25 protein-coding genes are annotated in these 25,877 nt (G+C 59.6%); 13 read left to right on the forward strand and 12 right to left on the reverse strand.

Going from position 1 to position 25,877, the window contains the following annotated elements:
- Nucleotides 1–31: 31 nt before the first annotated feature.
- The 5 genes from pheT (at nucleotide 32) to CKA81_RS05205 (ending at nucleotide 5,206) form a co-directional block, all read left to right on the forward strand.
- Nucleotides 32–2,443: a phenylalanine--tRNA ligase subunit beta gene (gene pheT, locus CKA81_RS05185; RefSeq protein WP_128354341.1), complete on the forward strand. Its 2,412-nt coding sequence runs from the start codon at nucleotides 32–34 to the stop codon at nucleotides 2,441–2,443.
- A gap of 14 nt (nucleotides 2,444–2,457) precedes the next feature.
- Nucleotides 2,458–2,778, forward strand: a complete 321-nt coding sequence (locus CKA81_RS05190) for an integration host factor subunit alpha (protein ID WP_180015148.1) — start codon at nucleotides 2,458–2,460, stop codon at nucleotides 2,776–2,778.
- Nucleotides 2,779–2,786: 8 nt separating this feature from the next.
- A complete protein-coding gene (locus tag CKA81_RS05195; RefSeq protein ID WP_128354342.1) occupies nucleotides 2,787–3,212 on the forward strand; it encodes a MerR family transcriptional regulator in 426 nt (141 codons plus the stop codon).
- A 190-nt stretch (nucleotides 3,213–3,402) separates the two neighbouring features.
- On the forward strand, nucleotides 3,403–3,765 hold the full coding sequence (locus CKA81_RS05200; protein ID WP_164878347.1) for a helix-turn-helix domain-containing protein: 363 nt from the start codon (nucleotides 3,403–3,405) through the stop codon (nucleotides 3,763–3,765).
- A 55-nt stretch (nucleotides 3,766–3,820) separates the two neighbouring features.
- Nucleotides 3,821–5,206 (forward strand): L-serine ammonia-lyase, encoded by a 1,386-nt coding sequence (locus CKA81_RS05205; protein WP_128354344.1) that lies wholly within the window; start codon nucleotides 3,821–3,823, stop codon nucleotides 5,204–5,206.
- On the opposite strand, the gene CKA81_RS05210 is transcribed toward CKA81_RS05205, so the two are convergent.
- Together CKA81_RS05210 and CKA81_RS05215 are read right to left on the reverse strand one after the other, a co-directional pair.
- The gene (locus CKA81_RS05210; RefSeq protein WP_128354345.1) at nucleotides 5,203–6,165 is read right to left on the reverse strand and encodes an anti-sigma factor; all 963 of its coding nucleotides are present in this window, start codon (nucleotides 6,163–6,165) and stop codon (nucleotides 5,203–5,205) included. The genes CKA81_RS05205 and CKA81_RS05210 overlap by 4 nt on opposite strands.
- Nucleotides 6,162–6,674: a sigma-70 family RNA polymerase sigma factor gene (locus tag CKA81_RS05215; RefSeq protein ID WP_128354346.1), complete on the reverse strand. Its 513-nt coding sequence runs from the start codon at nucleotides 6,672–6,674 to the stop codon at nucleotides 6,162–6,164. Before CKA81_RS05215 ends, CKA81_RS05210 begins: the two co-directional genes overlap by 4 nt.
- Nucleotides 6,675–6,798: 124 nt before the next feature.
- On the opposite strand from CKA81_RS05215, the gene CKA81_RS05220 reads away from it, so the two are divergent.
- From CKA81_RS05220 to sufT, 8 genes are all read left to right on the forward strand, one after another.
- Nucleotides 6,799–8,583, forward strand: coding sequence for an ABCB family ABC transporter ATP-binding protein/permease (locus CKA81_RS05220; protein WP_128354347.1), 1,785 nt, complete (start codon nucleotides 6,799–6,801; stop codon nucleotides 8,581–8,583).
- Nucleotides 8,584–8,675: 92 nt separating this feature from the next.
- Complete coding sequence (locus tag CKA81_RS05225) at nucleotides 8,676–9,170, forward strand: SUF system Fe-S cluster assembly regulator (RefSeq protein WP_128354348.1); 495 nt, start codon at nucleotides 8,676–8,678, stop codon at nucleotides 9,168–9,170.
- On the forward strand, nucleotides 9,167–10,639 hold the full coding sequence (sufB, locus tag CKA81_RS05230) for a Fe-S cluster assembly protein SufB (RefSeq protein ID WP_128354349.1): 1,473 nt from the start codon (nucleotides 9,167–9,169) through the stop codon (nucleotides 10,637–10,639). The genes CKA81_RS05225 and sufB overlap by 4 nt, the downstream gene beginning before the upstream one ends.
- 13 nt (nucleotides 10,640–10,652) lie before the next feature.
- The gene (sufC, locus tag CKA81_RS05235) at nucleotides 10,653–11,423 is read left to right on the forward strand and encodes a Fe-S cluster assembly ATPase SufC (protein WP_128354350.1); all 771 of its coding nucleotides are present in this window, start codon (nucleotides 10,653–10,655) and stop codon (nucleotides 11,421–11,423) included.
- Nucleotides 11,420–12,736 (forward strand): Fe-S cluster assembly protein SufD, encoded by a 1,317-nt coding sequence (gene sufD / locus CKA81_RS05240; protein ID WP_128354351.1) that lies wholly within the window; start codon nucleotides 11,420–11,422, stop codon nucleotides 12,734–12,736. Before sufC ends, sufD begins: the two co-directional genes overlap by 4 nt.
- Nucleotides 12,733–13,992 (forward strand): cysteine desulfurase, encoded by a 1,260-nt coding sequence (locus CKA81_RS05245; RefSeq protein WP_128354352.1) that lies wholly within the window; start codon nucleotides 12,733–12,735, stop codon nucleotides 13,990–13,992. Before sufD ends, CKA81_RS05245 begins: the two co-directional genes overlap by 4 nt.
- Complete coding sequence (gene sufU / locus CKA81_RS05250) at nucleotides 13,989–14,444, forward strand: Fe-S cluster assembly sulfur transfer protein SufU (RefSeq protein ID WP_128354353.1); 456 nt, start codon at nucleotides 13,989–13,991, stop codon at nucleotides 14,442–14,444. The genes CKA81_RS05245 and sufU overlap by 4 nt, the downstream gene beginning before the upstream one ends.
- Nucleotides 14,445–14,454: 10 nt before the next feature.
- Nucleotides 14,455–15,009 carry a putative Fe-S cluster assembly protein SufT gene (sufT, locus tag CKA81_RS05255; protein ID WP_128354354.1) on the forward strand — a complete coding sequence of 185 codons (555 nt, stop codon included), beginning with the start codon at nucleotides 14,455–14,457 and terminating at the stop codon, nucleotides 15,007–15,009.
- Nucleotides 15,010–15,042: 33 nt separating this feature from the next.
- Here sufT and CKA81_RS05260 read toward each other — a convergent pair whose 3' ends face one another.
- The 10 genes from CKA81_RS05260 to pgaA form a co-directional block, all read right to left on the reverse strand.
- Nucleotides 15,043–15,780: a response regulator transcription factor gene (locus CKA81_RS05260; protein ID WP_164878348.1), complete on the reverse strand. Its 738-nt coding sequence runs from the start codon at nucleotides 15,778–15,780 to the stop codon at nucleotides 15,043–15,045.
- 283 nt (nucleotides 15,781–16,063) lie between these two features.
- A complete protein-coding gene (gene csgH, locus CKA81_RS05265) occupies nucleotides 16,064–16,414 on the reverse strand; it encodes a curli-like amyloid fiber formation chaperone CsgH (protein WP_128354356.1) in 351 nt (116 codons plus the stop codon).
- 69 nt (nucleotides 16,415–16,483) lie between these two features.
- Nucleotides 16,484–17,200: a hypothetical protein gene (locus tag CKA81_RS05270; RefSeq protein WP_128354357.1), complete on the reverse strand. Its 717-nt coding sequence runs from the start codon at nucleotides 17,198–17,200 to the stop codon at nucleotides 16,484–16,486.
- 79 nt (nucleotides 17,201–17,279) lie between these two features.
- Nucleotides 17,280–18,290: a CsgG/HfaB family protein gene (locus tag CKA81_RS05275; protein WP_228255798.1), complete on the reverse strand. Its 1,011-nt coding sequence runs from the start codon at nucleotides 18,288–18,290 to the stop codon at nucleotides 17,280–17,282.
- A gap of 2 nt (nucleotides 18,291–18,292) precedes the next feature.
- Nucleotides 18,293–18,736: a curli assembly protein CsgF gene (locus CKA81_RS05280; protein ID WP_128354358.1), complete on the reverse strand. Its 444-nt coding sequence runs from the start codon at nucleotides 18,734–18,736 to the stop codon at nucleotides 18,293–18,295.
- Nucleotides 18,737–18,756: 20 nt separating this feature from the next.
- A complete protein-coding gene (locus CKA81_RS05285; RefSeq protein ID WP_228255799.1) occupies nucleotides 18,757–19,260 on the reverse strand; it encodes a curli production assembly/transport protein CsgE in 504 nt (167 codons plus the stop codon).
- Nucleotides 19,261–19,442: 182 nt separating this feature from the next.
- Entirely contained in the window at nucleotides 19,443–19,919 is a 477-nt protein-coding gene (gene pgaD / locus CKA81_RS05290) for a poly-beta-1,6-N-acetyl-D-glucosamine biosynthesis protein PgaD (protein ID WP_128354359.1), read from the reverse strand.
- Complete coding sequence (gene pgaC, locus CKA81_RS05295; protein WP_128354360.1) at nucleotides 19,916–21,244, reverse strand: poly-beta-1,6-N-acetyl-D-glucosamine synthase; 1,329 nt, start codon at nucleotides 21,242–21,244, stop codon at nucleotides 19,916–19,918. Before pgaC ends, pgaD begins: the two co-directional genes overlap by 4 nt.
- Nucleotides 21,244–23,274 carry a poly-beta-1,6-N-acetyl-D-glucosamine N-deacetylase PgaB gene (pgaB, locus tag CKA81_RS05300; protein WP_128354361.1) on the reverse strand — a complete coding sequence of 677 codons (2,031 nt, stop codon included), beginning with the start codon at nucleotides 23,272–23,274 and terminating at the stop codon, nucleotides 21,244–21,246. The genes pgaC and pgaB overlap by 1 nt, the downstream gene beginning before the upstream one ends.
- A 9-nt stretch (nucleotides 23,275–23,283) precedes the next feature.
- Complete coding sequence (pgaA, locus tag CKA81_RS05305; RefSeq protein WP_228255800.1) at nucleotides 23,284–25,743, reverse strand: poly-beta-1,6 N-acetyl-D-glucosamine export porin PgaA; 2,460 nt, start codon at nucleotides 25,741–25,743, stop codon at nucleotides 23,284–23,286.
- Between the last annotated feature and the right edge of the window lie 134 nt (nucleotides 25,744–25,877).

The following is a 25,877-nucleotide window of genomic DNA, read 5'->3' on the forward strand; positions in this document are numbered from 1 at the left end:
CCAGTTAACGCCTTCATCTGACGAGATCACTATGCAATTACCTGAGTCCTGGCTACGCGCTTTTGTAAATCCCGACCTGGATACCGATGCCTTGTCGCACCGGCTCACCATGGCCGGGCTGGAGGTCGAAGAGACCGCCACGGCAGCGCCGCCGTTTTCCGGGGTGGTGGTGGCACAAATCACCGAAATCGCCGCGCATCCCGATGCCGACAAGCTGCGGGTTTGCCAGGTCGACGACGGCTCGGGCGAACCTTTGCAGATCGTATGCGGCGCGCCTAACGCGGCCGCCGGCATCAAAGTGCCCCTGGCACGCGTGGGCGCCGAGCTCCCCGGTGGCATGAAGATCGGGACGGCAAAGATGCGGGGCGTGGCCTCCGCCGGCATGCTGTGCTCGGCCCGCGAGCTGGGTTTGTCGCAAGATCATGCGGGCTTGCTGGTACTGGACGAGAACGCCAAGGTTGGCCAGTCGCTGCGCGATGCGCTCGATCTGGACGAAACCGTTTTTACGCTCAAGCTGACACCTAACCGGGCGGATTGCCTGTCCATGCTGGGTGTGGCCCGCGAAGTGGCGGCGCTTACCGGCGCGCCGCTCAGCGTACCCCGGTTCGAGCCCGTCCCCGTAACGCTGGATGATCGCTTGCCGGTTACGGTGCAAGCGCCCGACCTTTGCGGCCGCTTTGCCGGTCGCGTCATCCGCGGTGTCAACGCGCGGGCAGCCACGCCCGACTGGATGAAGGCGCGCCTGGAGCGCGCGGGTCAGCGCTCTATATCGGCGCTGGTCGACATCTCCAACTACATCATGCTGGAGCTGGGCCGACCCACCCATGTGTTCGACCTGAGCCGCATCCAGGGCGGTTTGACGGTGCGCTGGGCGCGTGAAGGCGAGACGCTGGAGCTGCTCAATGGCCAGACGGTGAACCTCACACCCGACGTGGGCATTATTGCGGCCGGCGACGTCGTGGAAAGCATGGCTGGCATCATGGGCGGCGAAGCTACTGCTGTCACGCTGGACACCACCGATATTTATCTGGAAGGGGCGTTCTGGTGGCCCGAGGCCATCATGGGCAAGGCGCGTCGCTACAAGTTCAGCTCTGAAGCCAGTCATCGCTTCGAGCGCGGGGTCGACTTCGCATCCGTCACCGAGCATCTCGAGCGCATGACGCGCTTGCTGGTGGACATTTGCGGCGGGCAGGTCGGTCCGCTGGACGACCAGGTCATCAAGCTGCCCGCCCGCGAGCCGGTACGCATGCGCCTGGAAAGATGTCGCCGCGTGCTGGGCGTGCCGGTGGATCGCGCCGAAGTCGAACGCATTTTCTCCAGCCTGGGCTTGGTCCACGAGGTGGAGGAGGGCGACGTTTTTGTGGTGACGCCGCCCACATACCGCTTTGATCTTTTCATTGAAGAAGACCTCATCGAAGAAGTTGCCCGCATCTATGGCTTCGAACGCATCCCCGATCTGCCGCCAGTGGCGCCGGCCCGGATGCTGGCCGTGCCCGAGGTGCAGCGCGGGCCCCACCTGTTGCGCGCTCGCATGGCCGGCCTGGACTATCAGGAAGTCATCAATTTTTCGTTCGTCGAGGAAGCCTGGGAACGTGATCTGGCTGGCAACGCCCACCCTATCGGCTTGCTCAACCCCATCGCCAGTCAACTGGCTGTGATGCGCTCCAGTTTGATTGGCGGCTTGCTAGCCAATATTGTTCATAATGCCAATCGCAAGCAAAGCCGGGTGCGGGTGTTTGAACTGGGGCGAGTCTTCATGCGCGATGCGCAAAGCGCCGATGGCGACCTCTCGGTGGCAGGTGTAAGCCAGCCGCAGCGCCTGGCTGGCGCTGCCTGGGGGCCGGCGCTGGAAGAGCAGTGGGCCGTACCAGCCCGTCCGGTCGACTTCTATGACATGAAGAAAGACGTGGAAGCGCTGCTGGGCGTGCGTGCCCAAGGCTTGGTGTGCGTGCCCGATACCCATCCGGCGCTGCACCCCGGACGCTCGGCGCGCCTGCTGCTAGACGGACAACCCATAGGTTGGCTCGGCGAAATCCATCCGCGCTGGGCGCAGCAGGCCGACCTGGCGCAAGCCCCGGTGGTGTTCGAAGTCGATGTGGACGCGATTTCCACAGTGCCCCTGCCGACACCGGCAGAGGTATCAAGGCAACCCATCGTCATACGCGACCTCGCTGTATTGGCGGATCGGGACGTTTCGTATCAGGATTTGTTGGATACACTTACGCAAACGGTTCGTTCTAATGCTACCCTTGGCATCGTCAGAGACATTAAACTGTTCGATGTATGGCGCGACAAGTCGTCCAGCGCCGCCGAGACCAGCATGGCTTTCCGATTCTGGCTGCAAGACCGCGACGCGACACTGGATGATGCCACGGTCGAGCAGTGCCTTGCGCGGCTACTCGAAGCGTTGGTCAGTGCCCACCGTGTGCGCCAGAGAGCTTAAGGAGCAAACTACTGATGAATGCCGACCGTACCCTTACCAAGGCCGAGCTTGCCGAGATGCTGTTCGAGCGCGTAGGGCTGAACAAGCGCGAAGCCAAAGATATCGTCGACACGTTTTTCGAAGAGATCCGCGATTCGCTGGCGCGTGGCGTAGAGGTCAAGCTTTCGGGTTTCGGCAATTTTCAGGTTCGCAACAAACCGCCGCGTCCGGGCCGCAACCCCAAAACGGGTGAAGTTATTCCCATCGCCGCTCGTCGGGTGGTTACTTTCCACGCCAGTCAAAAGCTAAAAAGCGTCGTCGAACTCGCGGGCAAGCCCGCAGCTGAAACGAAGTAAGCATGCACATGAGCACTACCGAAACCCCCGTCAATCTGCCCCCCATTCCCGCCAAGCGTTATTTCACCATCGGCGAAGTCAGCGACCTTTGCGGGGTGAAGCCGCATGTGCTGCGCTACTGGGAGCAAGAGTTCACCCAGCTCAAGCCGGTCAAGCGTCGCGGCAACCGCCGCTACTATCAGCATCACGAGGTCTTGCTGATACGCCGCATACGCGATCTTCTTTACGAGCAAGGCTTCACCATTGCGGGTGCCCGCAATCGCCTGGGCGACCTGAACGACGTGCCGCACGACCAGGACGCCGCTGTGCGCCTTTCCGGCGCCGAGCTCCAGGCCCTGCGCAACGATCTGGACAATGTGCGCAACATGCTCGCGGAAGCGCTGGCGCAGACGGCGACCGGCCCCGAGTCAGGTGGCGACTTCCGTCTGTCTTGAACCTTTGGGCACATCGTCAAGCTTCGTCAATTTTCGACGCCTTGCGTGGACAAATATCGGCCGGCCCTTTAACGTTGTAAGTTGACGTTATATAAGGGGCCATCAGGTTCCCGCCTGTTGCCGCCTTATGTTGCAATCCGTGTCCGCTCAGCCCCAGCCCGGGGAACCCGTAGATCAGTATCTGGTTCGTATGATGAAACAGATGCTGGTGACCGACCTTTCCAACCCGCCCCAACTGGGCGAGCTTGCCGACAAGTTGCAAACCAGCAAGAAGCGCCTATCTCGCGCGCTTCGTCTGGGCACAGGCATGACACTACCCCAGTACCTGCGCGAAGAGCGCATGCGACGCGCCCAGCGTTTGCTGACACAGACATCTCTGCCCGTGGCGGTGATCGCGCGGGAGGTCGGGTTTTCCAGCGTCGCCAACTTTTCTCATGCGTTTCGCCAGCAAGTTGGCATGCCGCCTTCGGCCTTCCGCAAGCAGTCACCTCTGGAAGCCCTGACTTCGATAGAAGGCGCCTTGCAATGGGCGCCGGAGCGCGACGGCGTTTAACAAGCGAGGATCCGGCGCGCTAGAATAGGGCACTGATAGCTTGCGAGGCGGCGCCGTGGCACTTTCCGTATTTGACATCTTCAAGATCGGCATAGGTCCTTCCAGCTCGCATACCGTTGGCCCGATGCGTGCCGCGCGTCATTTCGCGCGTGATCTACACCAGCGCGGCTCCCTGAACGCGGTATCGGGGATCAAGATAGAGCTGTTTGGCTCTCTGGCCGAAACCGGTCGCGGGCACGGCACCGACATGGGCATTATGCTGGGCCTTATGGGCCTGGCGCCCGATACCGTCGTGCCGTCCGATATTCCCCGGCTGTTGGATGAAGTAGCCCGCAACGGCACCTTGCGCTTATGGGGCGAACACGCGATATCGTTTGATTCGGAACAGGCATTTTCCTATCGTATCCGGCCCATGGTGGAGCATCCCAACGGCATGCGCTTCGAGGCCCTTGATGCCGTCCAGGGCATCGTCAGCACCGGACGCTATGTGTCCATAGGCGGCGGCTTCATACGCGCGCTGGACTCTCCCGATTCGGACGAATCCGTACCCCTGCACGAGCCGGTGCCTTATCCTTTCTCCACCGGCAACGAACTGCTGGCGCTTTGCGAGCAAACAGGTTTGTCCGTGGCGCAACTGATGATGGCCAATGAGTCCATCATCAGACCTGCCGCCGAAGTACGGCAAGGATTGGCCCGTATCGCTGCCATCATGAATGCCTGCATAGACCACGGCTGTGGCCTGAACAATCAGCAGGCCGACCAGTTACTGCCTGGCGGCTTGCGCGTCAGGCGCCGCGCCCCAGCGCTATACCGCGAGTTGCAGCGCAGTGCCGGCAATCATGATGTGCTGTTTGCCATGGACTGGGTCAATTTGTTTGCCATGGCGGTCAACGAAGAAAATGCGGCCAGCGGTCAGGTGGTCACGGCGCCGACAAACGGCGCCGCTGGTCTTCTGCCAGCCGTGCTGCGTTACTACCAGACGTTCATTCCGGAATACAGCGAAGAGGGCGTGGTCGACTTTCTATTGACGGCTGCGGCGGTGGGCTTCCTGTACAAGAAGAACGCGTCGATTTCAGGCGCCGAGGTAGGCTGCCAAGGAGAAGTCGGGGTAGCGTGTTCGATGGCTGCGGCCGGACTGGCCGCTGTACTGGGCGGTACGCCCGCCCAGGTCGAGAACGCCGCCGAAATCGGCATGGAACACAACCTGGGGCTTACTTGCGACCCCATTGGCGGCCTGGTGCAGATACCCTGCATCGAGCGCAACGCCATGGGTGCCGTCAAGGCTATCAACGCTGCCCGGCTGGCCTTGCTCGGAGACGGCCAACACCATGTCTCGCTGGACGCCGTCATCGAGACGATGCGCCAGACCGGTGCCGACATGCGCAGCAAGTACAAAGAGACCTCTCGTGGCGGCCTGGCGGTAAACGTCGTCGTTTGCTAGCGGGGCGCCGGCGTCTCGCCAAATTTCACCAGCCGCCCTATGAACAATACCGGGCCGCTGGGGCTGGCCACCGGCGAGCCACCCTTGGGTTCGAGGGTCATCTCTACAATCTGTCCCGCGCTGATGTCGCCCATGATATTGGCCGGGACAGTGATGGGTTGGTTCGGATCGACCAAACCCAGAGACCGCGGTTGCGGCATGGTTGGGCCGTGCGTCCACAGTTGTACCGAGGTATCGGCCGGCGTGTCGCTGCGCACTTGCGGATTCATCAGCACATTGCCTTGAGGATCGACGGTCACTATCCAGCCTGGCGTGGAGCTTTGTCCTGGCGCTTGCAAGATCGCGGCCAGGGTAGGGGCCACTTCCACTATGGTGACGGGCGGGGCAATGGGCTGGGTAGGCATTAATCCCAGGAACAACGCGATAACGGCAAGCAGGATGCTGGTAACGCGCCATAACCAGATATTGCCTTGCGCCTTCGCGCTGCGCCCCTTGGGAGCATGTTCTTCGGGAGAGCTGGCGTTGGCCACTTGCGTGGTAGTGGCCGGCGGCTGGTTGAGCGGCGGTTTGGCGACCTGTGTGTCGGCGGCGGGATGCTTGCGCTCTGTGGACGGCGGTGGCGGAGTGGGTGTCGCTGCTGGGACGACAGGCGCCGGCGCTGCCACCGCAGTGCCGGCTGGTTTGCGCGCCGCCGGCTGCCGATAAAGGCTGGACAAGGCCGGCGTTGTGTCATGCCCCAGCGCGGTCTGGATATCGTGCAGCAATTGCGGCGACGGATCGATGGGAGGCAGGATGTCGGTCAGCACAAGGAAACGATCTTCCCAGAGCAAGGCGCTTATTACAGCGCTCTCGTCCTCACCCAAAAGGGCGTGGGCGCGAGCGATTTCCTGGGGGCCCAACAGGCCCAGCGTGTACTCACCCATGAAAATGTGCTGCGCGTTCTGTGTTGCGGAACTCATGCCGGTGAGTGCTCCGAGATACGTTGCAAGCCTTCGCAGACGGCTCGTTTGATGGTGCCTGCAGGCTGCTTCAGCTCCGCGGCGATCTGCTCATAGTTGTAGCCGCCGTAATAGGCCATGAAAAGGGCTTTGCGCGGCGTTTCATCCAGTTGCGCCAGTGCCAGCATTGTAGGATCTGCCTGATCGGGTATGGCCTCGGGCCAGGACGGCTCATCGCTGGGGCGGTTGCGTCCCGGCTGACGAAGGCGGGCCAGTGCCCGATAGCGCAAGATGCTGTACATCCAGGCGCGCGCGCTGCTCAGGGCCGGATCAAAACTGTCGGCATTCTTCCAGATCAGCACAAAGGTCTCGCGCAGCAGGTCCTCGGCTTGCGCCCGTTGCGGAAGCAGTTTCAGGCAGAGGGCCAGCATATGGGGCGCTTCGCGCAGATACAAGTTCTGAAAAGCTTTTTGCTCGCCTTTTGCGCAGGCCATCAGGTCGGTCTTGCTGTCGCGCAGGGATACAGCCATGGGTACTCCGGTTTAAAGCTCTCGGGTTCGATATTGTAGTGGTTGTGGCTGGCGGTACGCTGACCCGTCGGGCCACCGAAGGGCAGCAAGTACAATACAGCGCTGCCTACTTTTATTCGCCTGCATGAGATTCACCAGCCGAGGGCCCGCCCCTCAACGCCGCAACGACATCCAAACCATAAAATCGCTTTTGCCCTATGTATGGCAATTCAAGTGGCGGGTGATTGCCGCGATCATTTGCCTGGTGGCAGCGAAGGTGGCCAGCGTCATACTGCCATTATTCCTCAAGGACATCGTCGACAAGCTGAGCGTGCCGGCAACCTTGCTTGCATTGCCGGTCGCCGCGCTGGTGGGTTACGGTTTCGCCAGGCTGGCCAGCAGCGTCTTTGGTGAACTGCGCGATGCCTTGTTTGCCCGCGTTACACAAGGTTCCATACGGCGTATTGCCGCTCAGTTGTTCCAGCATCTGTTCGCCCTGTCGCTACGTTTTCATATGCAGCGACAGACCGGTGGCCTGAGCCGCGATATCGAGCGCGGCACCAAAGGCATAGGTTTCTTATTGAACTTCATGGTGTTCAATATCTTGCCTACTTTGCTCGAGATCAGCATGGTGGCTGCCATATTGCTGTGGCGCTACGAATGGCCCTTCGCCGTGGCAACGCTGGGGACCATAGGGTCTTATATAGCGTTTACCTTGTTCGTGACCGAAAAGCGCATGGTCTATCGACGCAGCATGAACGATCTGGACAGCAAGGCCAATACCAAAGCCATCGATGCGCTGATCAACTACGAAACCGTGAAGTACTTCGGCAACGAAGGCTACGAGCTGGATCGCTATGACCGCAATCTGGGCAAGTGGGTCGATTCCGCGGTCAAGAACCAGGTGTCGCTGAATTTTCTCAATATGGGGCAGGCCGCAATCATTACCGTTGGCGTCACTTTGCTGCTGTGGCTGTCTGCCAGCGGGGTCGTCAACCAGACCATGACGGTGGGCGATGTTGTCCTGGTGTCGGCCTACCTGACGCAACTGTACGCCCCGTTGAATTTCCTGGGCTTCGTCTATCGCGAGATCAAGCATGCATTGGCCGATATGGAACGCATGTTCGGCTTGATGGAACTGGGGGAAGAGGTGGCTGACCGGCCCGGCGCCAAAAAACTGCGTACCAGCCAGGCGTCGGTGACTTTCGAAAATGTGGACTTCGGCTACGAGGCCAACCGCCAGATACTGTTCGGCGTCGACTTTACGATACCGGCCGGTCATACGCTTGCCGTCGTTGGTGCCTCGGGCGCCGGCAAATCGACCTTGTCGCGCCTGCTATTCCGGTTCTACGACGTGAATGCCGGTGCTATCAAAATCAACGACATCGATATCCGCGACCTGACGCAAGCCAGCTTGCGCCACCATATCGGCATCGTCCCGCAAGACACTGTGCTGTTCAACGACACCATCCTCTATAACATCGCTTACGGCAATCCGCTGGCGACCCAGGAAGAAATCGTACAGGCAGCGAAGTCTTCCAGCATCCACGATTTTGTGATGGGTTTGCCTGATGGCTATCAAACCCAGGTTGGCGAGCGCGGGCTGAAGCTGTCGGGCGGCGAGAAACAGCGCGTGGCGATCGCCCGCACGCTTTTGAAGAATCCGCCCGTATTGATCCTGGACGAGGCGACGAGCGCCCTGGATACCAAGACAGAAAGGGCCATCCAGGAAGAACTGAGCCAAATCGCCCGCAACCGCACAACCTTGATCATTGCTCATAGGCTGTCCACCATCGTGGATGCGGATGAAATCATGGTCTTGGATCAGGGCCGCGTGCAAGAGCGCGGCACCCATCGGGATCTACTGGCCCGGCAGGGACGCTATGCGCAAATGTGGGCCATGCAGCAAGCGCGACAAGAGGCGGTGTAGGGATGGCGGGCGACAGCATTTTCGCTTGACGCATATAGTACCAAAGTAGTACTATATGGACTCTTTAAACCGTCAGAACGTTGGAGACGCGGTTGTTGCGGATCAGCAAAATTATCGACTACGGCACGCTGGTGCTGACCCATATGGCAGGACACCCGGAGCGGGTGTTCAGCGCGTCTGACCTTGCCAATACGCTGGGTTTGGGCCAGCCCACGGTCAGCAAAATACTTAAGCTGCTGGGCCAGCACGAGCTCGTAAAAAGCAGTCGCGGCGCGCGTGGCGGCTACATGTTGGGCCGCCCGGCAAAGTCAATAAGTATAGCGCAAATCATTGATGCCCTGGACGATCAACCCTTCGGTATTACCGAATGCACGGCGCTGCCCGGCGCTTGCACGGTCGAGGCCGGTTGCCATATTCGTACAAACTGGCAACGCATCAACGCCATCGTCCGGCGCACGCTCGAAGACGTGAGCGTAGCCGATATGCTGCGTCCCACCCCTATTGAATATCCTTTGAATGCACAGCCACTCCTGCCCAGCGCGGGCAGCACGGCAGTAAGCCCCACGACTTGGAGTGTTCGTAAATGAATTCCCTGACAGAACCTGCAGTGATCGCAGCCGACGACCCCATCGAGTCTTTTCTCGATCGCGAATATTCGGCGGGATTCGTCACCGACATCGAGTCGGTCACCATCCCTAAAGGCCTATCCGAAGACACCATACGCCTGCTCTCCAAGAAAAAGGGCGAGCCCGAGTTCATGCTCGAGTGGCGGCTGGCTGCTTATCGCCACTGGCTTACCATGGACCTGCCTGAATGGGCCAAGGTCAGTTTTCCGCGGATCGACTTCCAGGACATCAGCTATTACTCGGCCCCGAAAAGCAAGGCGGACGGCCCAAAAAGCCTGGACGAAGTCGACCCCGAGCTTCTGCGCACCTACGAGAAACTTGGCGTACCGCTGCACGAACGTGCCCGCCTGGCCGGCGTTGCCGTCGACGCCGTGTTCGACTCCGTCTCGGTTGCCACCACATTTCGCAAGCAGCTGTCTGAAGTCGGCGTGATCTTCTGTTCGTTCTCCGAGGCCGTGAAAGAGTATCCCGACCTGGTACGTAAGTATCTGGGTACTGTCGTGCCTCCCGGCGACAACTACTATGCGGCCCTGAATTCCGCCGTGTTCTCGGATGGTTCTTTCGTGTTTATTCCGAAGGGCGTGCGCTGTCCGATGGAGCTTTCCACGTATTTCCGCATCAATGCCCGGGATACCGGTCAGTTCGAGCGCACACTCATCATTGCCGAAGAGGGCGCCTCAGTCAGTTACCTCGAAGGCTGTACGGCCCCCATGCGGGACGAGAACCAGTTGCACGCCGCCGTGGTCGAGCTCGTGGCGCTGGACGATGCCAAGATCAAGTATTCCACGGTACAGAACTGGTATCCCGGCGACAAGGACGGCAAGGGCGGTATCTACAACTTTGTGACCAAGCGCGGAGACTGCCGGGGTGCGCGCTCGCGCATATCCTGGACGCAGGTGGAAACCGGCTCGTCCATCACCTGGAAGTACCCCAGCGTCATCCTGCGTGGCGACGACTCTGTCGGCGAATTCTATTCCGTTGCGCTCAGCAACCATCGCCAGCAGGCCGACACGGGCACCAAAATGATCCATATCGGCCGCAATACCCGCAGCACCATTATTTCCAAGGGCATTTCGGCGGGTTATGGCAGCAACACATATCGTGGCCTGGTGCGTATCACGCCCAAGGCCGAGAACGCGCGCAACTACACGCAGTGCGATTCGCTGCTGATCGGCAAGCGCTGCGCGGCACATACCTTTCCGACGATGGAGGTGCAAAACCCCAGCGCCAGCGTCGAGCACGAGGCCACTGCCTCGCGCATAGGGGAAGATCAACTGTTTTATGCGATGCAGCGGGGCCTGTCGGCCGAAGACGCCGTGTCCATGATCGTGAACGGATTCTGTAAAGAAGTTTTCAAGGAATTGCCCATGGAATTTGCAGTCGAGGCTCAAAACCTGCTCGGCGTAAGTCTTGAAGGCAGCGTAGGCTAAGGAGAAGCAGCAAATGTTGAGCATCAAAGATTTACACGCATCGGTAGAGAACAAGTCGATACTACGGGGCCTGAGCCTGGACGTAAAGGACGGCGAAGTGCACGCCATCATGGGTCCCAACGGGTCGGGCAAGAGCACCTTGTCACAAGTGTTGGCTGGTCGCGAGGACTACACCGTCGAGAAGGGCACAGTCGAGTATCTCGGGCAAGATCTGCTTGCCATGTCCATCGAAGACCGCGCCCGTTCGGGCCTGTTCTTGGCGTTTCAGTACCCCATCGAAATACCTGGCGTATCCAACGCTTACTTTCTGCGTGCGGCGGTCAATGCCGGCCGCCGCCATCGCGGCTTGCCAGAACTGGACGCCATGGACTTCCTCAAACGCGTGAAGGCCGAAATGAAAGCCGTCGGCATGCGCGAAGAGTTCCTTTATCGCTCCGTCAACGAAGGTTTTTCGGGCGGCGAGAAAAAGCGCAACGAAGTGCTGCAGATGGCCTTGCTCGAGCCCAAGCTTGCGATTCTTGACGAGACCGACTCGGGGCTGGACATCGACGCCATGAAGGTCGTGGCTGATGGGGTCAACCGCCTGCGCGCCCCGGACCGCGCCCTGATCGTCATCACCCACTATCAGCGGCTGCTCGATTACATCGTCCCCGACTTCGTCCATGTGCTGTCGCACGGGCGCATCGTCCGCTCGGGCGGTCGCGAGCTGGCACTCGAACTCGAAGAGCGTGGCTACGGCTGGATAGACGAGCTTGCCACGCAACAGACAGGGGCTGCGGCATGACCGTTTTGCAATCCTGGGTCAACGATTTCTCGGCCCGCGAACAGGCACTTGCCGGTGCCGGCATGCCGTGGTTGGCTGCCATGCGCAAGCGCGCCATACAGCGTTTCGCCGACGAAGGCTGGCCCACCACGCGACAAGAAGCGTGGCGCCATACCTCGCTGGCCGCGCTGGGTAGCCAACAATTTGCTTCCGACTCGACGGCAGCCGAGCAAGGCGTTGCCGACCTCGTCCAGCAACTGCGGCGCGACGAGCCCGGTCACTGGCTGGTGTTTATCGATGGCCGTTATGCAGCGGGCCTGTCTGACGTGGGCAGCCTACCTGCGGGCGCAACCATCACGACGCTGGCCCAGGCCTTTGACGACGCGCCCGACCGGGTGCAGGAGTTGTTCGGCATCGAGACCGATGGCTCTTCCACTGCTACGCTGAATGTCGCCTTTGCGCACGATGGTGCCTATATCAATCTGGCGCGGGGCGTGGCCCTGGAAGCGCCGGTGCATTTGGTGTTCGTAGCCGCCACCCCGGGGATCGCAAACTTCCCGCGCAACCTGATAGCGGCCGAGGCCGGCGCTGTGGCCACTATTGTCGAGCATTATGTGGGGCACGACAGTGGCGCCAGCTTAACCAATACGGTCACGCGGCTTAGCCTGGCACAAGACGCCAACATTACGCAGCTTAAGTTGCAGCAGGAAGATCACCAGGCATTTCATCTGGGCGTTACCGATGTGCTGCAGCAAAAGGGTTCGGCATTCAACTCGCACTCGATGTCTTTCGGAGCGCGCCTGGCCCGTCACGATATTTCCACCCGCTTTGACGGCGACCATTGCGAAACCCTGCTTAACGGGCTGTACTACGTCGATGGCAAGCGCCACGTCGATCATCACACCTTGATCGATCACGCACAGCCGCATGGCAGCAGTCGCGAATTTTATCGCGGCATCTTGAACGACACCGCGCGCGGTGTGTTCAGCGGCCGTATTCTTGTTGGCGTTGGTGCCGACAAGACCGATGCGGTGCAACGGTCCGACAGCCTGCTGCTGTCACGCATGGCCAAGGCCGACGCACGCCCCGAGCTCGAAATCTATGCCGACGACGTCAAGTGCGCGCATGGTGCCACGGTAGGGCAGTTGGACGATAACAGCCTGTTCTATTTGCGTTCGCGCGGGCTGGACGAAGCCCATGCCCGCCATGTGTTGACCTATGCCTTTGCTGCCGAGGCCGTGGGGCGTATTCAGCCCGATATCCTGCGCCGGCGCGTCATCGACGCCATACGGTCGCTGGTGCCGGGCGGGGCCGAACTCGGAGAATACGCATGAATGCGCCAGCCTTTGCTGCGAGTGCCGTAGCAACGTTGGATTGCGTTGCCGATTTCCCCATCCTTGCGCGGCCAGTCAAGGGCAAGCGCCTGGTGTATCTGGATAACGGTGCCACGACGCAAAAGCCATCGTCCGTCATCGAGGCAGAAACCCGCTACTACGAGCAGTCCAACGCCAACATTCATCGGGGCGTGCACTGGTTGTCGCAGCACGCCACCGATCTCTACGAGCAGGGCCGCGAACGTGTGCGTCAATTGCTTAACGCCGCACGCAGCGAAGAAATCGTCTTTACCCGCGGCACCACAGAAGCCATCAATCTGGTGGCCAGCAGTTGGGGCCGTTCCGCCTTGAAGACCGGAGACGAAATCCTGATCACCGGCATGGAGCACCATTCCAACATCGTGCCGTGGCAAATGTTGTGCGAGCAGACCGGCGCACTGCTGAAGGTTGTGCCCGTTACCGATAGCGGCGAAGTCGAGCTCGATCAGTTTCGCAGCATGCTCAACGAGCGCACCAGGCTGGTAGCGGTGGCCCATGTCTCCAATGCGCTGGGCACGGTCAATCCGGTAGCAGAGATCACACAACTGGCGCATGCCGTGGGCGCCAAGGTTCTGATCGATGGGGCCCAGGCTGTCGCGCATCAGGTAGTCGATGTGCAAGCAATTGATTGCGACTTCTACGCTTTTAGCGCCCATAAGCTATATGGGCCTACCGGCATAGGCGCCTTGTATGCGCGCTACGACATACTGAAAGACATGCCACCCTGGCAAGGCGGTGGCGACATGATCTATACCGTCAGTTTCGAAGGCAGCACGTATGCGGATGTACCCCAGCGCTTTGAAGCCGGTACGCCAAATATTGCGGGCGTGGTCGGTATGGACGCCGCCATTCAATACGTGCAGCAGCTAGGCCTGGAGCGCATCGCGGCCCACGAGCAGTTCCTGCTGGATCTGGCAACGGCGCAGCTTGCCGAGCTGCCGGGCATGCGTCTTATTGGCACGTCGGCACACAAGGCCGCCATTTTGTCATTCGTGGTCGAAGGCATACATCCGCACGATCTGGGCACCATCCTTGATACCGAAGGTGTTGCCATACGGGCGGGGCACCATTGCGCGATGCCGCTCATGACACGCTTTGGCATACCTGGCACGGCACGCGCAGCGTTCGCCCTTTACAACACCGCGGACGACGTTACTGCCTTGGTGGCGGCTTTGAAGATAGCCCAGAAAATGTTTGGAACAGGACCTCGCGGATGAACGAGCAGCACAGCGATTTACGAGAGCTCTACCAGGAAGTGATCTTCGATCACAACCGCCACCCCCGTAATTTTCATGCCATGTCCGACGCCAGCCATACGGCGGTCGGCCATAACCCTTTGTGCGGCGACCAATTAACGGTTTACGCCATTGTTGAAGACGGTATCGTCCGCCAGGCAAGTTTCGTAGGACATGGCTGCGCCATTTCCACGGCCTCAGCGTCGTTGATGACCGAAGCCGTGCAAGGTAAACCCATAGAAGAAGTCGAGGCACTGTTTCGCGACATGCACGCCATGCTGACCGAATCGCAGCCCGAGAGCCGCGACTTTGGCAAGTTGGAAGTGTTGTCCGGGGTGCGTGAGTTCCCCGCGCGGGTGAAGTGCGCCACACTGGCCTGGCACACCTTGCACAACGCTATTACGCAGGCCAGGGATACGGCGCGTACCGAATAAGAGGCACATTATGAGCTACACACGAAACGATGTCATCGTCCTGCGCGACTGCCCGGCAGTGGCGGTGCCGTATGGGTCGCCAGTCACCATCGAGAAGGGCTGCGAAGCTACGATTACCCAGCAATTGGGCGGCAGCTACACCGTCATGGTCGAAGGCAACCTGTATCGGATCGAAGGCGCCGACGGCGACGCTCTGGGGTTTGAGGTTGACGAGGCCACCTTGCATATGCACGATGGTCCCGTCACCGCGCAAGCCGTCGAGGACGCTGCCTGGAGCCTGCTGGCAACTTGCTTTGATCCCGAAATTCCTGTGGACATCGTCAACCTGGGTCTGGTTTATTCATGCAAGGTCAGCCCGGCTGCCGAAGGGCAGTTCCGCATCGAGGTGCAAATGACCTTGACTGCACCGGGTTGCGGCATGGGAACCATGATCGCCGACGAAGCGCGCAACAAACTGCTGTCCATACACGGCGTAGATGAGGTCACTGTCGACCTGGTCTGGGATCCACCCTGGAGCCGCGAAATGATCAGCGAGCCGGCTCGGCTGCAGATGGGCCTGCTTTAATCCTTGCGGCCGGCACACTGCCGGCCCATCCCCCTAGGCCTCCGCCTTCTGATCGTCGCCCACGCCTGTAATGGTTGGCCAGCCCAGCGTGGCCCCGCGAGACACCGCCTCGTAGACAGCCGCGTTTCGATTGTGCACATCCAGGCGCTGGTATAGCGTTTCAGTATGTGCCTTGGCGGTGGCCACCGAAATATTCAAGCAACGGCCCACCGTCTTCATGGGGTAGCCGCGCGCCAGCAGCACCAGGACCTCGTATTGTCGTGGCGTGATGCCCAGCATCTCGTACTCGGTGCTGGCGGAGTTTGCTGCGACCTTGGGTTTTTCGGGAACGGGCGGCCATTTCACGGGCTGGAACCGGGACAGCAATGGCTGGTTGGCTGGTGTCCCGGATCGCATCGGAAAGCAGGTTCCGCCCGCCAGCACCAGCCGGACAGAGGCTTGCAGAACTTCCGGGCTTGCATCCTTGGCCACATAGCCTCGCACACTGGGCGGCAAGCCCTGCGCGGTGTGGGGCATGTCGTCTGCTTCGGACAGCAGCAGCATGGCTTTGGGGCCAAACACCCTTTCGGCCTGGGATGCCAAATGATGCAATTGTTCGAACGATGACACGGAAAGCATGACCAGATCGCAGTTGCCGGGTTCGGGAGTGTCTTGTTCAAGACAACTGTAATCTTTCCCGCGGGTTTCAGTTACTGGTGAAACGTCGGTCAACAACTGAAGGATACCGAGCCGTAGTAAGGGGTGCGGCTCGATGACGGTAATGATAGCCATGCTCGTTCTTCCCATGTTGGCGTTCGCCTTGTACGCGAACCGCATTCTGTGGAGAAGTACTGCGTATAAATCGAGCCCAAGCCTGAGAAGCGATGCAACAGACTACACTTTCGATCAGATCGCAGATTTTTCCACTGAATTATTCGCGTGTGGCGAAACATATCGTGATCGGTATTGATCACTTTTTATTACTATGGTATTTGCTCACAGTTCTGCGTGCAAGTATATGTTTACTTGAGTAATCCCTAGTAAGTTATTGCTACGTAACGTAAACTCTTCTTCATCAGGATCCATTTGGCGGGCATTCGAACTCGAACCGCGCATACTCTTGTCCAGTTTCGTACAAAATTACATCTACCTGACAATCATCTTCAGGGCCGTAGGTGATCGTCATTTTCCCCAGCGGGGCGGACTGGCCGGCTACGACTTGCAAATTGCCACCTTGTCCTATGACGGAACGCCCGTTTGGGCCTGCTTTTGTGGCCTTGAGCTTGTATCGCAACTGGTGTGCCGACGCGCTACGCACGTAGGGCACGATGACGGCGGGTTGGGCTTGGCCCAAACGCTCCAGCCAGACTTGAATATCACTATCTGCATTCATCATATTGCGTCCATTGATTCCTGCGGCTTCCATGTTTGCGCTAGCAGCCAGCGGGCCTGCGCGGACAGGAATTTAACTGCCCGCGCAGAAACCAGGCCTGGTTTAACGCTGATTTACATAAGCGTCGTTGCCGTAGCCCACCTGCGTGACGGTTGCGGTGTAGTTGGCACCCTGTTGCAGTACTACTGCATCGTTGTGCGAGCCGTACTGGCTGACGGTAGCTACAAGATTTTTGCCATTTTGCGAAATGTAGCCATCGTTGAAGGAGCCAGACTGATTGATGCGTGCCATGTTGTACTGTCCGCCATCGCCGTCCTGCACGATGCCGGCCTGGTTGCGATAGCCAGCCTGGTTGATGATGGCATCAAGATTGTCGCCCGTCTGCGTGACCCATGCGTTATTACCCCAGCCGGCAGTCTGGTTGATGACCGCATTCTGGTTGTTGCCGTCACTGCTGCCCCACCAGCCGCCCCAGCCCCCGCCGCTTTGATCTATGGTTGCACTACCGGCGTTTGCCGCTTGATAGATCGTGGCATTGGAAGTCCGGACATCTTCTTGTGTGATTACCGCGTCATTGAAATCACCGAACGTAGTGATGGTGGCCACGGCCGACGTGTTGTCATTTTGCTCGATGTAGCCTTCATTGAAGTCGCCGTACGACGTAATCGTTGCATGCGCCGTATTGTTGGACCATTGCTCAATGACTGCGTTGTTGAAGTTGCCGTTCTGGTCAACGGTGGCAACGTCGGCAGCCAGGGCTGCTGTTGCACCGTAGGCCAGGGTGAGGCCCAACGCGAGTGCGGAAAGTTTGATGCTCATTGCAGTTCTCCTCTAAATAAAGACCTGAGTACATCTGCCGCGCCGGCGGTCTTCATACCGGCCCGACAAAAACGCGATGTTATGGATTGCTATTGGCCGGCCCGCCCTGTACACCGTCGACCGTCGGCGTCGGCACGATGGTGCCCGCACCGGTATCCTGGCCGCTCGGTGCGGCAACTGTTGCCTGGTCCAGTGCTTGCGCGTCCAAGGTGGTGACGGCCCAGCTGTTGCTTTCTTTCAGGTAGGTTTGGACGAGGGGCGAGTACCAATCCTCTTCGTTCTTCAGCCGCCAGTTACCATCCTTCAGTCCTTCCACCGTCAGATGTATGACAGCGGCCTCAATGGCTTCCTTGACGCATAACTGGGTGGGCTCGTTGCTAGTTACCCCGGCCTCGATCTCGAGCAAGTCCTTGAAGTTCACAAACTTGTAGACGCTGGGTCGCACCTCGTACGAGAAGATGGTCTTGGTGGTCGATACTGTCTGCAATACCCGTCCGGTACGGATGTCGACGCTGCGCAGTCCCACGGTTACCTGGTCCATCCGATATTGGGTGGATAAACCCACACCCAGGAAGCGCGCACCCAGGCCCCCGGTGCGCACATTGCTTTCGTAGGCCACGATGCCGCCGTCTATCAGTATCGACGCGGGCACGAGTGCAGGGATGTGGATGGCTGGAGCGTTCTCGCCCTGCGATCCGTCCAGCGCGCGCACGATGCGTCTCTCGGTCAACAGTTCTTGCAGGCTTTCGCGCTCTACCGGCGTAAACCAGCCCGAATCCTGCAAGGCTTTGACCAGCATGGACGCGGCCCCTTGAGTCACAGAGGTCGAGAATGAGCTGTCCGGCGCGGGCTTGTATTGGCCTGTCTGATCACGAAAACCGTAGACCGCGACAACCACCTTGCCCTTGGGTTCGGGCAGCTTCAATAGGTCGCGTGTGGATGGGGTGGCGGGCGTGAGATGCGCCGGTGTGGCCACCTCCGCGGGCTTGTGCGGGACGGCGCAGGCTGCAAGGGAGCCGCACAGCGCGGCCATCATCACGAATTTTGCGGCCGGCCGCATTGTGCTGTGTGCTGGATTGTTGTTATTCATTTTTATTGGCTCACCTGGAAGGTTGTCGTGGCACCCGTGAACTTGTCGATCGTGGTGATGGTCAGGACGCCGTTTCCAACATCAACGACGTTGATGGTGAAGCTGTCGGTTTCCAGTGTGCCGGGCACGAACCTGCCGTCCGGACCGACGATCTGCGAGCTTGCCGCGGAAGCAAGGCGGCTTAAGATCGATCGTTCCAGCGTTTCGTTGAATTGCTGCAAGGGCGTCTTCTGCTCGATGCCGAAGTCGTCGTTGCCAATATCCGGATCCTTGTGGCGGTTGGTGGCCAAAGCCGAATTAAGCAGCACCGAGCCGTTCAGCGGGTTACCGCCGAACGATGGATTGAAGGGGTAGTAGACCAGCTCAGTCGCGGCGGCCGGCGTTGATGTGGCGCACGCCATGGCGAGCAACGCGCCGCCGATGAGTGCCTTGTTTTGCTTATGCATGATTCCTCCTTGGTGTTGTTCTAGAGTTCTTCCGGAGCCAGGTCTGGACTACGGAACATGGCGCGTGCCACTTCACTGTCTGCGATGTTTTGGTAAACGATCTCTACCGCCGCCGCGCTGATCCTCTCGGTCTGCGCCCGAGCGGGCGGCAGGAAGGCATGGAAAACGCGGTTCTGCCGATACTCGACCCACACTTCGCTGCCGAAGCGGGCAGACGGCCGTTCGTGTATCGAGATGGTGAACCGGCTGCTGATGTCTTTCTGCCGCCAAAAGCCGCTGAATTCCCGATAGAAGTCGTGACCCAACACGGTCACGGTGCGATTGACCACGATGCCGGTTAAGGGATCGTCCAGGACACTTGCGCTCTTCGGGGCGGCCGCAGCGGCTTCATCGATCTTGGTTTTAGGTAAAGGGTCGGTTGTGGCCGGGAGACTCTGGGCAAAGGAGCAACTGCAGATAACAGCCGTAAGCCATAGCACCACTTGAGCGGCGATGCGTTTTTTGTAGTTATTTGGCTGATTCACTTACTTGCCCCTCATTCGAACGGAATGTTTGCTGCTTTTTTTAACGTTTCGAAACGGCCTGGAATTAATGATAGAGATCGTCAACGCACTAAACATGCGGAAGATGGCTTACGTCTCTTAGTTCTGATGGCGGATGCGATGTTGGGCGGTGGGGGCCGAACGGCGTAAACCGCGCCGTGGCGTCAAGCCACGCGCGCCGTCTCGAAAACCGGGCTGTTTCCTGCCGGTTGCATCCGCAATTGATCGGTTTCCAGATGCGCGATGTCACCGTCTTCCGAGTGATAGATGACAGTCACCCGGCTATCCTGGATTTCATGCAGCTGGTTGCATGACACATGGAAATGCGCAGCCAGGACGTCGTCGTCGGCCTCAGTGTGCGGCAGGGCTTGGGCGCGGTCGCTGGTGGAGGCAATGCGGTTGTATCGCGCCCACAGCACCACAAGCAGGGCATTGAATGCGGCGACCAGCAGATAGAGCGCCAGCGTGCTCAGTGTGGGCAGGAACACCTCCAGCAAAGGAACCTGCGGTCGAAAGGGCAGGGTGTGAAGTAGAGAAAGAACGCCGCGAGTAAACAGGTAGAAAAAGCCGGCCCACCCAAACGCTGTCAGTACCACATCAAGCGCGAACACGCCGGGCGTGCGTTGTGTCTGTATGATCATGTGAGCTCCTTGATGCCACGATCCGGGCTGACCCAGCGCGCTCGCTGCCGCCGGATCCGAAGCATGACTTTCGGAAAACTGCAAAGTGTTGTTAAAAGATTGATCAGCCAGTAGGCGAAGGGGTACCAGACGATCCAATACAAGGACCGCGCCAGTGTGGGCTCGTAACGTCGATCTATCAGTACGCTGACCAGGAACTGCAACAGGCACACCATGGCCAGCACCATGCCGGTAAAGGCAGGTGGCATCAGCATGGTGACCGCGATATCAGCCGGCAAGATCGTGACTCGTCCCAACAGCCATAGCGCGACCGACAGTCCGAAGGCGAAGGCCCAGCCGGTGGACAGGCAGAACTCCAGCATCAGTACCCAAAGCCTGCGATGCTCCCAGGACCAGATCGTCGTCAGGTTCTTGATGAAGACTTCGGCGCCACCCTGCGCCCAGCGCATGCGCTGCTTCCACAGGCCACGCAAAGTCTCGGGCATGAGTATCCAGCACAGCGCACGCGGCTCATAGAAGATGGTCCAGTGGGCGCGCTGCAGCTTCCAGGTGATGTCGATGTCTTCGGTCACCATGTCCAGGCTCCAGTAGCCCACGTCATCCAAGGCCTTGCGCCGGAATGCAGTGCATACCCCCGATACCGTGAACACCCGGCCGTAAACGCGCTGCGTACGCTTGATCAGCCCGATGATGGAGGAGAACTCGCCCACCTGGATACGGCCGATCAGGGTAGAACGGGTGCGCACCCTGGGGTTGCCCGTTACCGCCGCGACATGCGAATGATTGATCAGCGGCGCCACCAAATAGCTGACAGCGTCGGGTGCAAGCAAGGCATCGCCATCGATGCACACCAGATACTCGCTGCGCGCGGCCATCGCGCCCATACGCAGCGCCATCGCCTTGCCCTGGTTGCGGGCCAGATGAATGACCCGCAATTGCGGATACTCGGCGGTCAGTCGGTCGAACATGGTCGCCGTGTTATCGGTAGAGCCGTCGTTGATGGCTATGACTTCGATATTGGGATATTCCTGGTTCAGCGCGGCAAGCAGGGTGTCTTCGCCATGGGCTGCCTCATTGAAGCAGGGCACCAGTATGGTGATGAGCGGATTGCCTTCCAGTTGGGGCGGGCGGTAAGGCCGCCAGTTCCACTTCCGTTCCCAGTGCAGCCAGAAGTACAGCCCGCCGGCCATCCAGATACCCGACATGAACAAGGGGTAAAAGAACACGAAATTCAATAGAACGTCGCTGGTCAGGACCAGGGTCAGGCCAAAAGGCGCACCAAGTACGATGCACAGGACGAGGAAGGCAATCAGTCGGTCTATCATCAGAATGGATACCAGGCGTTGGAGATGGCCGGCCGTATGACATCCAGCCGAGGGTGGTTCTTCGTAAAGTCGTCGGGGTAGTAGCCGAAGCTTCGCGCACCGCTCAGTTGCAGCCGTTGAAGCCAGTGCGCCATCAGTTCGGAATCAATGGGGCCTTTTTCGCCCTCGCCGTTGGTGGTCCGCCAATCGCGGCCCTGTATCTCGAACACCGTCTTGTTCAGGGCGCCGGGACGCGAGGCCACCGCTTCCACCAGCCTATCCAGCCAGGCGTCGGCTTCCCCTTCGGGAACCTGCTCCATCCATGGCATCGCCATGGGTGCCGTCCAGTCGTAGGTCTCCAGGAAATCGTCCAGGTTTTGCGCGTACCAGGCTTCACTTTCGGGGTTCAGGATGGGTTCGGCGAAGATATTGCGCGCGGTCTTGATCTGCGGCCCTCGTATGGCGCTTACGTGCTGGGCCAGGGTCTTGGTGAAATCAATCAGGTAGCGGCTTTTGTAGCGGGTCCAGCGTTCCATGATTGCCGGATCGGCGCGTAATGCTTCGATGGTTCCAGGCAGGCCCGCTGCTTGGTAAGCCTGCAGTGCTGCCGGACTGGCGTCTTCGAAGTCCGTCAGCAAGGCGTCGTCATGGAACAGAATGCCGTTGAACATGGCGTGCTTGGACAAGTCTTCGTACAGCTCGATGATCTTCTGACGCGCCTGCGGGTCGAAAGGCGACAGGCGTTGGTAGTTGTTCGGGTTGACTGCCGTCGTCTGCGTCTCGATATCGCGGGCCGCCACACGAGGTATGGACGAGTCCAGGTCGAAGCTCAGTACCGGCATCCAGGCATAGACGTCGACGAAGGCACGGCTCTTCAGTTGCCAGGATGCCCGATTGAACAGGTCGGCGCGCACTGGCAAGTGGCGATTTGGGAAGTAAACCTCGCGAGCCAGTCCATCCCCCGTGGGATCGGCGAAGGCTTGCAGGAATACGGTGGTAATCTGCATGTCCGCAATACGCTGCACCAGGTCGCCCAGGTTGGCTTCCATCTGGACAGGATCAGGGTCGTACACATAGTCCAGATCCACATGGGCTACCCGCATCACGGTGTAGTTCTCCATGACCATGGTGGTCGAGGCGAAGTTCGTCAGTTGCGGGTCATTCGACACCAGGACGCGAGGGATGTTGGTCAGGTCGTCGACCTTGCCCAGGCCGTTGTCCAGCGTGAGGACCAATGAGTAGCCCTTGTCCTTGACGATCTCCATCGCTTCGCCGTTTGCCGCGCCGTAAGGCCACACCCAGACGCGGGGCCGCTTGCCGGTTGCCTTGATTATCTTGGCGGTAATGCGGTCGACATCGGTCGAGATTCGCTTGTGATAGGCTTCGTCCGATTCGTAGGTGCCCGACTCGGGGTCATAGAGGCGTACCGCCGCTGCGGGTTCCAGATTGCCTTGCGGGTTCGCAAGCGCACCGTAGTGCAAATTGTCTGTATGGGAAGCCACCTCCACCAGGCCCGAGCGTGACATCTCGGTGATCTGATCCCAGGTCAGGAAGCGTTCGCGCTCAATCAGTGTCCCGCCAAAGTCCACTTTTTGGTTAGGCGGAGTGTCAACCCATTTTCCTACCGGAGCCAACACTGCCGGCCAGTTGTACGCCTTCAATATAGGAAAAACCCGGGTATAGAAGCTGCGATATCCGTCGTCAAAGGTCAGCAACAACGCCTTCTCGGGCAATGGTGGACCGCCCTGATTGGCGGCCAGTATCTGATCCACCGTGATCGGCTGGTAGCCGCTCGCGCGCAGCCAACTTAGCTGTTCGATAAGATGGTCCGTGCTGACACTGACAAAGGTCTGATCCGGCTCGGTGTCTTCCACATCGTGATAGGCCAAAGCCAGGAATTGGTTGGCAGGCCAGGGCTCCTGAAAACTATGCCGCGAACGTTCGTCGGGCGGCACGAATGCCGGGATGTCTCTGGCGCATCCGGCCAACAAGGCGAAGGCAAGAAGCATGGTGCTGAAAGCTCGTGGTGCTAGCGTTGCGGTGACGATCATGGCGTCTCTTTAGAAGCGGAATATCATTTCGAAAACAACGCGCAACTCGCGTTCGCGTACGCCGTCGTAGGGCCGGCTAACCCCGGTTACGGTCGCGCCTATGTCAAAGACTTTGTTGTAGCGATAGTTCATCCCATAGCCCACCGCGGCGATGGCGCCGGTGCCGTAGCCCTCCTGCGTGTACGTACCGGCACCGAGGATGAATCTTTGCTCCCATTCGGTTTCATAGTGGCGGTACAACAAATGGGTAAGCGTTACCGAAGGCAGGATTTCAAGGTCGGACTTGGGGTTGAAATACGGGACGTCTTCCAGAGAATTACGCGATGCCGCCACGGCCAGGTTCAAGTCGGCCTTCAAGTGTGGGGCGGTATAGACCCGTTCGCGCCCCGAAAGCAGGGCGAACAAACGCGTATTGCCGTCGCTGAATCGACTGGGTGAAAACGAGAAGCGCCACTCTCGTTGATCGCTGTGCTGCCACTGGATATATGCCGCAGCGGCGTTGGAAGTGATGTCGCTGCGTAAGGCGCGCAAAGGGGTTTCCTGCGAACGTAGCGCCGCCGACCCGCCTACCGTCCATTGGTCGTCGATGTCGTAGTCAACAGACACCCGTGCACCCGGCTTCGTGCCATGCCCATAGTTATGACTGGAGGCTTCAATTTCTGCAGTCAGGCCTCGTGCGCGCCACTCCGCGCCCGCTCGCGCCCAGCGGTAAGTGCCGCTGCCTTCCTCGAAGTCGCCGCTCGCATAACCTGCGCCGGCGAAGGCTCGCCAGTGGTCATTCAGTGGTGCGGAGTACAGGACTGTTTCCAGCCTCAAGTCATTGCTGCCGGTCACAGGGCTGTCTGAGGCGATGCCGTAGTCTCCTTGCACGCGCAATTCGGCCATATTGTGGACCCGCCATTCGCGCCGCAGATTTGCGCTGGAAAGGTGCTCGGGAAACCGCGCATCCAGGTCCTCTGTCAGAACTCTTGCTTGCTCATACTCGCGCAGATCCAGGGCGGTCAGGCCTTGACCCGCCTCGACTTCCACGGACAAGGGTTCCAGCGCCTCGGCCATCTTCAGCTCCTTCTCGGCGCGGCGCGGCCAACCTCGGCCGCGATAGACATTGGCGAGGGCGACTTTTAGTCCGACATTACGAGGCGCCCGCGCAACCAGGCCTTCCAGGCGTTCCTGCGCGGCCACGGTGTCGTCTACATAAAACAGCCCCAATGCTGCGGTCTGCTCGGCATAGAGGTGCAAGTCGTTGGGGATCTTTTGCTTCACTCCCCTGATGCGGCGCCAGGTGGGATAGTCTGCACGGGATTGCTCTATCAGACTCTGTGCCGCCTCAAAATCCTCCCCTTCAATCAGGGCGTAGTACAAGCCCGTTTGGTTGTTCAGACGTTCGCCCGCGCTGACCTGACCAACGCGCTCCTCCTGGAGAGCCCGGCTGAACAGCGTTTGGGCCATTTCGGGTTGCCTGAGCGTCAGGTAGGCGGATGCCACATCATTCAACACGTAACGCGGCACTTCATGGCCCTCAGCGACCAGAGCTTCATACGCCATAACCACATCGCGCATCCGGTTTCTGGCGTGCAGGCCCTGAATCCTGTCCGTACGCAGACGCAGCACATCGGCCTGGGCTTCCGGCCCAAGTGCCGACCACTCGGGGATCAAGCGGTCATACTCTGCCAACGCCCGGTCTGCGATGGCGTAGCGTTCATGTTCCTGGCGAGCTGGCATCGCGGCCAGACGCACCAGTTCGGCGATGTAATCGGCTTCCAGGTCGCGCATTTTCTCGGGCGAGACCAATCCCAGCTTGGCACGAGCCGCCTCCAGGGCGGCATGTGCCAGTTCAGAGTCATGCAGAGCAGCGATGTACTCGCGTGTGACGTAGCCGGTTTCCGGGGCAAGCCGATGCGCGCGGTCAGCTTCTTCCAGTACGGGATAGGGCGACTCTATCCCCTTATATGCGTAACCCAGCGCCAGACGCCGATCGGCGCTATCGGGCTCTTCCTGTACCAGGGCCTTGCCCAAGGCGATGCTCTCCCGGGATCGTCCCGCGTCAGCCAGCGTCATGACCTCGCCAGCGGCAAAGCTGTCACGATTGGGGTATAGCTGGCGACCCTGCCGGAAGTGAAGCAGGGCCTGGTCCCATGCCTGGGTGTCGCGATAGGCGCGCGCCAGGGCGTCAAGCACATCCGCTGGAGGGTGGTTGGGTGCCGGGTCCAGCGCCTCATACGCGGCGATCGCTTCGTCGGGCTTGCCCGCCCATGACGCAATCAGGATATGGTCGTAGGCGGCGCGCAGGTCCATGGGATGCTCAAGCGCATGCTGCCGGAGCATAACCAAAGCCGGCTCATGATTGCCCTCGCGGGCCTGAAGGATCAAGGCGTCATAGGCAGGTCCGGGGACTGCGGCCACGCCGGGGCCGCACAGCATGCCCAGGGCTACAAGCAGCACGCCCTTGTATGAAGAGCGCTTGTTCATGGTTGTCCAGTTCGCGTCGTTGTCGGCGTTCTTATTTGACTGGACAGGCACATGATTCAAGCTCCCTCTATTTTTATCCTTGGCATAGCGGGCTACTGTTGCGAAGCTTTGTGCTTCGCCTGCCAGCTACGTTT

Origin of the sequence: Pollutimonas thiosulfatoxidans, from assembly GCF_004022565.1 — a bacterium.
In the GTDB taxonomy this organism is placed as follows: Bacteria; Pseudomonadota; Gammaproteobacteria; order Burkholderiales; family Burkholderiaceae_B; genus Pusillimonas_D; species Pusillimonas_D thiosulfatoxidans.

Excerpts from the sequence above, each read along its gene's own strand:
- pheT (WP_128354341.1), top strand. The coding sequence starts at position 32 with ATGCAATTACCTGAGTCCTGGCTACGCGCTTTTGTAAATCCCGACCTG.
- CKA81_RS05190 (WP_180015148.1), top strand. The coding sequence starts at position 2,458 with ATGAATGCCGACCGTACCCTTACCAAGGCCGAGCTTGCCGAGATGCTG.
- CKA81_RS05195 (WP_128354342.1), top strand. The coding sequence starts at position 2,787 with ATGAGCACTACCGAAACCCCCGTCAATCTGCCCCCCATTCCCGCCAAG.
- CKA81_RS05200 (WP_164878347.1), top strand. The coding sequence starts at position 3,403 with ATGATGAAACAGATGCTGGTGACCGACCTTTCCAACCCGCCCCAACTG.
- CKA81_RS05210 (WP_128354345.1), bottom strand. The coding sequence starts at position 6,165 with ATGAGTTCCGCAACACAGAACGCGCAGCACATTTTCATGGGTGAGTAC.
- CKA81_RS05215 (WP_128354346.1), bottom strand. The coding sequence starts at position 6,674 with ATGGCTGTATCCCTGCGCGACAGCAAGACCGACCTGATGGCCTGCGCA.
- CKA81_RS05220 (WP_128354347.1), top strand. The coding sequence starts at position 6,799 with ATGAGATTCACCAGCCGAGGGCCCGCCCCTCAACGCCGCAACGACATC.
- sufB (WP_128354349.1), top strand. The coding sequence starts at position 9,167 with ATGAATTCCCTGACAGAACCTGCAGTGATCGCAGCCGACGACCCCATC.
- sufC (WP_128354350.1), top strand. The coding sequence starts at position 10,653 with ATGTTGAGCATCAAAGATTTACACGCATCGGTAGAGAACAAGTCGATA.
- sufD (WP_128354351.1), top strand. The coding sequence starts at position 11,420 with ATGACCGTTTTGCAATCCTGGGTCAACGATTTCTCGGCCCGCGAACAG.
- CKA81_RS05245 (WP_128354352.1), top strand. The coding sequence starts at position 12,733 with ATGAATGCGCCAGCCTTTGCTGCGAGTGCCGTAGCAACGTTGGATTGC.
- sufU (WP_128354353.1), top strand. The coding sequence starts at position 13,989 with ATGAACGAGCAGCACAGCGATTTACGAGAGCTCTACCAGGAAGTGATC.
- sufT (WP_128354354.1), top strand. The coding sequence starts at position 14,455 with ATGAGCTACACACGAAACGATGTCATCGTCCTGCGCGACTGCCCGGCA.
- CKA81_RS05260 (WP_164878348.1), bottom strand. The coding sequence starts at position 15,780 with ATGGCTATCATTACCGTCATCGAGCCGCACCCCTTACTACGGCTCGGT.
- csgH (WP_128354356.1), bottom strand. The coding sequence starts at position 16,414 with ATGGAAGCCGCAGGAATCAATGGACGCAATATGATGAATGCAGATAGT.
- CKA81_RS05270 (WP_128354357.1), bottom strand. The coding sequence starts at position 17,200 with ATGAGCATCAAACTTTCCGCACTCGCGTTGGGCCTCACCCTGGCCTAC.
- CKA81_RS05275 (WP_228255798.1), bottom strand. The coding sequence starts at position 18,290 with ATGAATAACAACAATCCAGCACACAGCACAATGCGGCCGGCCGCAAAA.
- CKA81_RS05280 (WP_128354358.1), bottom strand. The coding sequence starts at position 18,736 with ATGCATAAGCAAAACAAGGCACTCATCGGCGGCGCGTTGCTCGCCATG.
- pgaD (WP_128354359.1), bottom strand. The coding sequence starts at position 19,919 with ATGATCATACAGACACAACGCACGCCCGGCGTGTTCGCGCTTGATGTG.
- pgaC (WP_128354360.1), bottom strand. The coding sequence starts at position 21,244 with ATGATAGACCGACTGATTGCCTTCCTCGTCCTGTGCATCGTACTTGGT.
- pgaB (WP_128354361.1), bottom strand. The coding sequence starts at position 23,274 with ATGATCGTCACCGCAACGCTAGCACCACGAGCTTTCAGCACCATGCTT.
- pgaA (WP_228255800.1), bottom strand. The coding sequence starts at position 25,743 with ATGAACAAGCGCTCTTCATACAAGGGCGTGCTGCTTGTAGCCCTGGGC.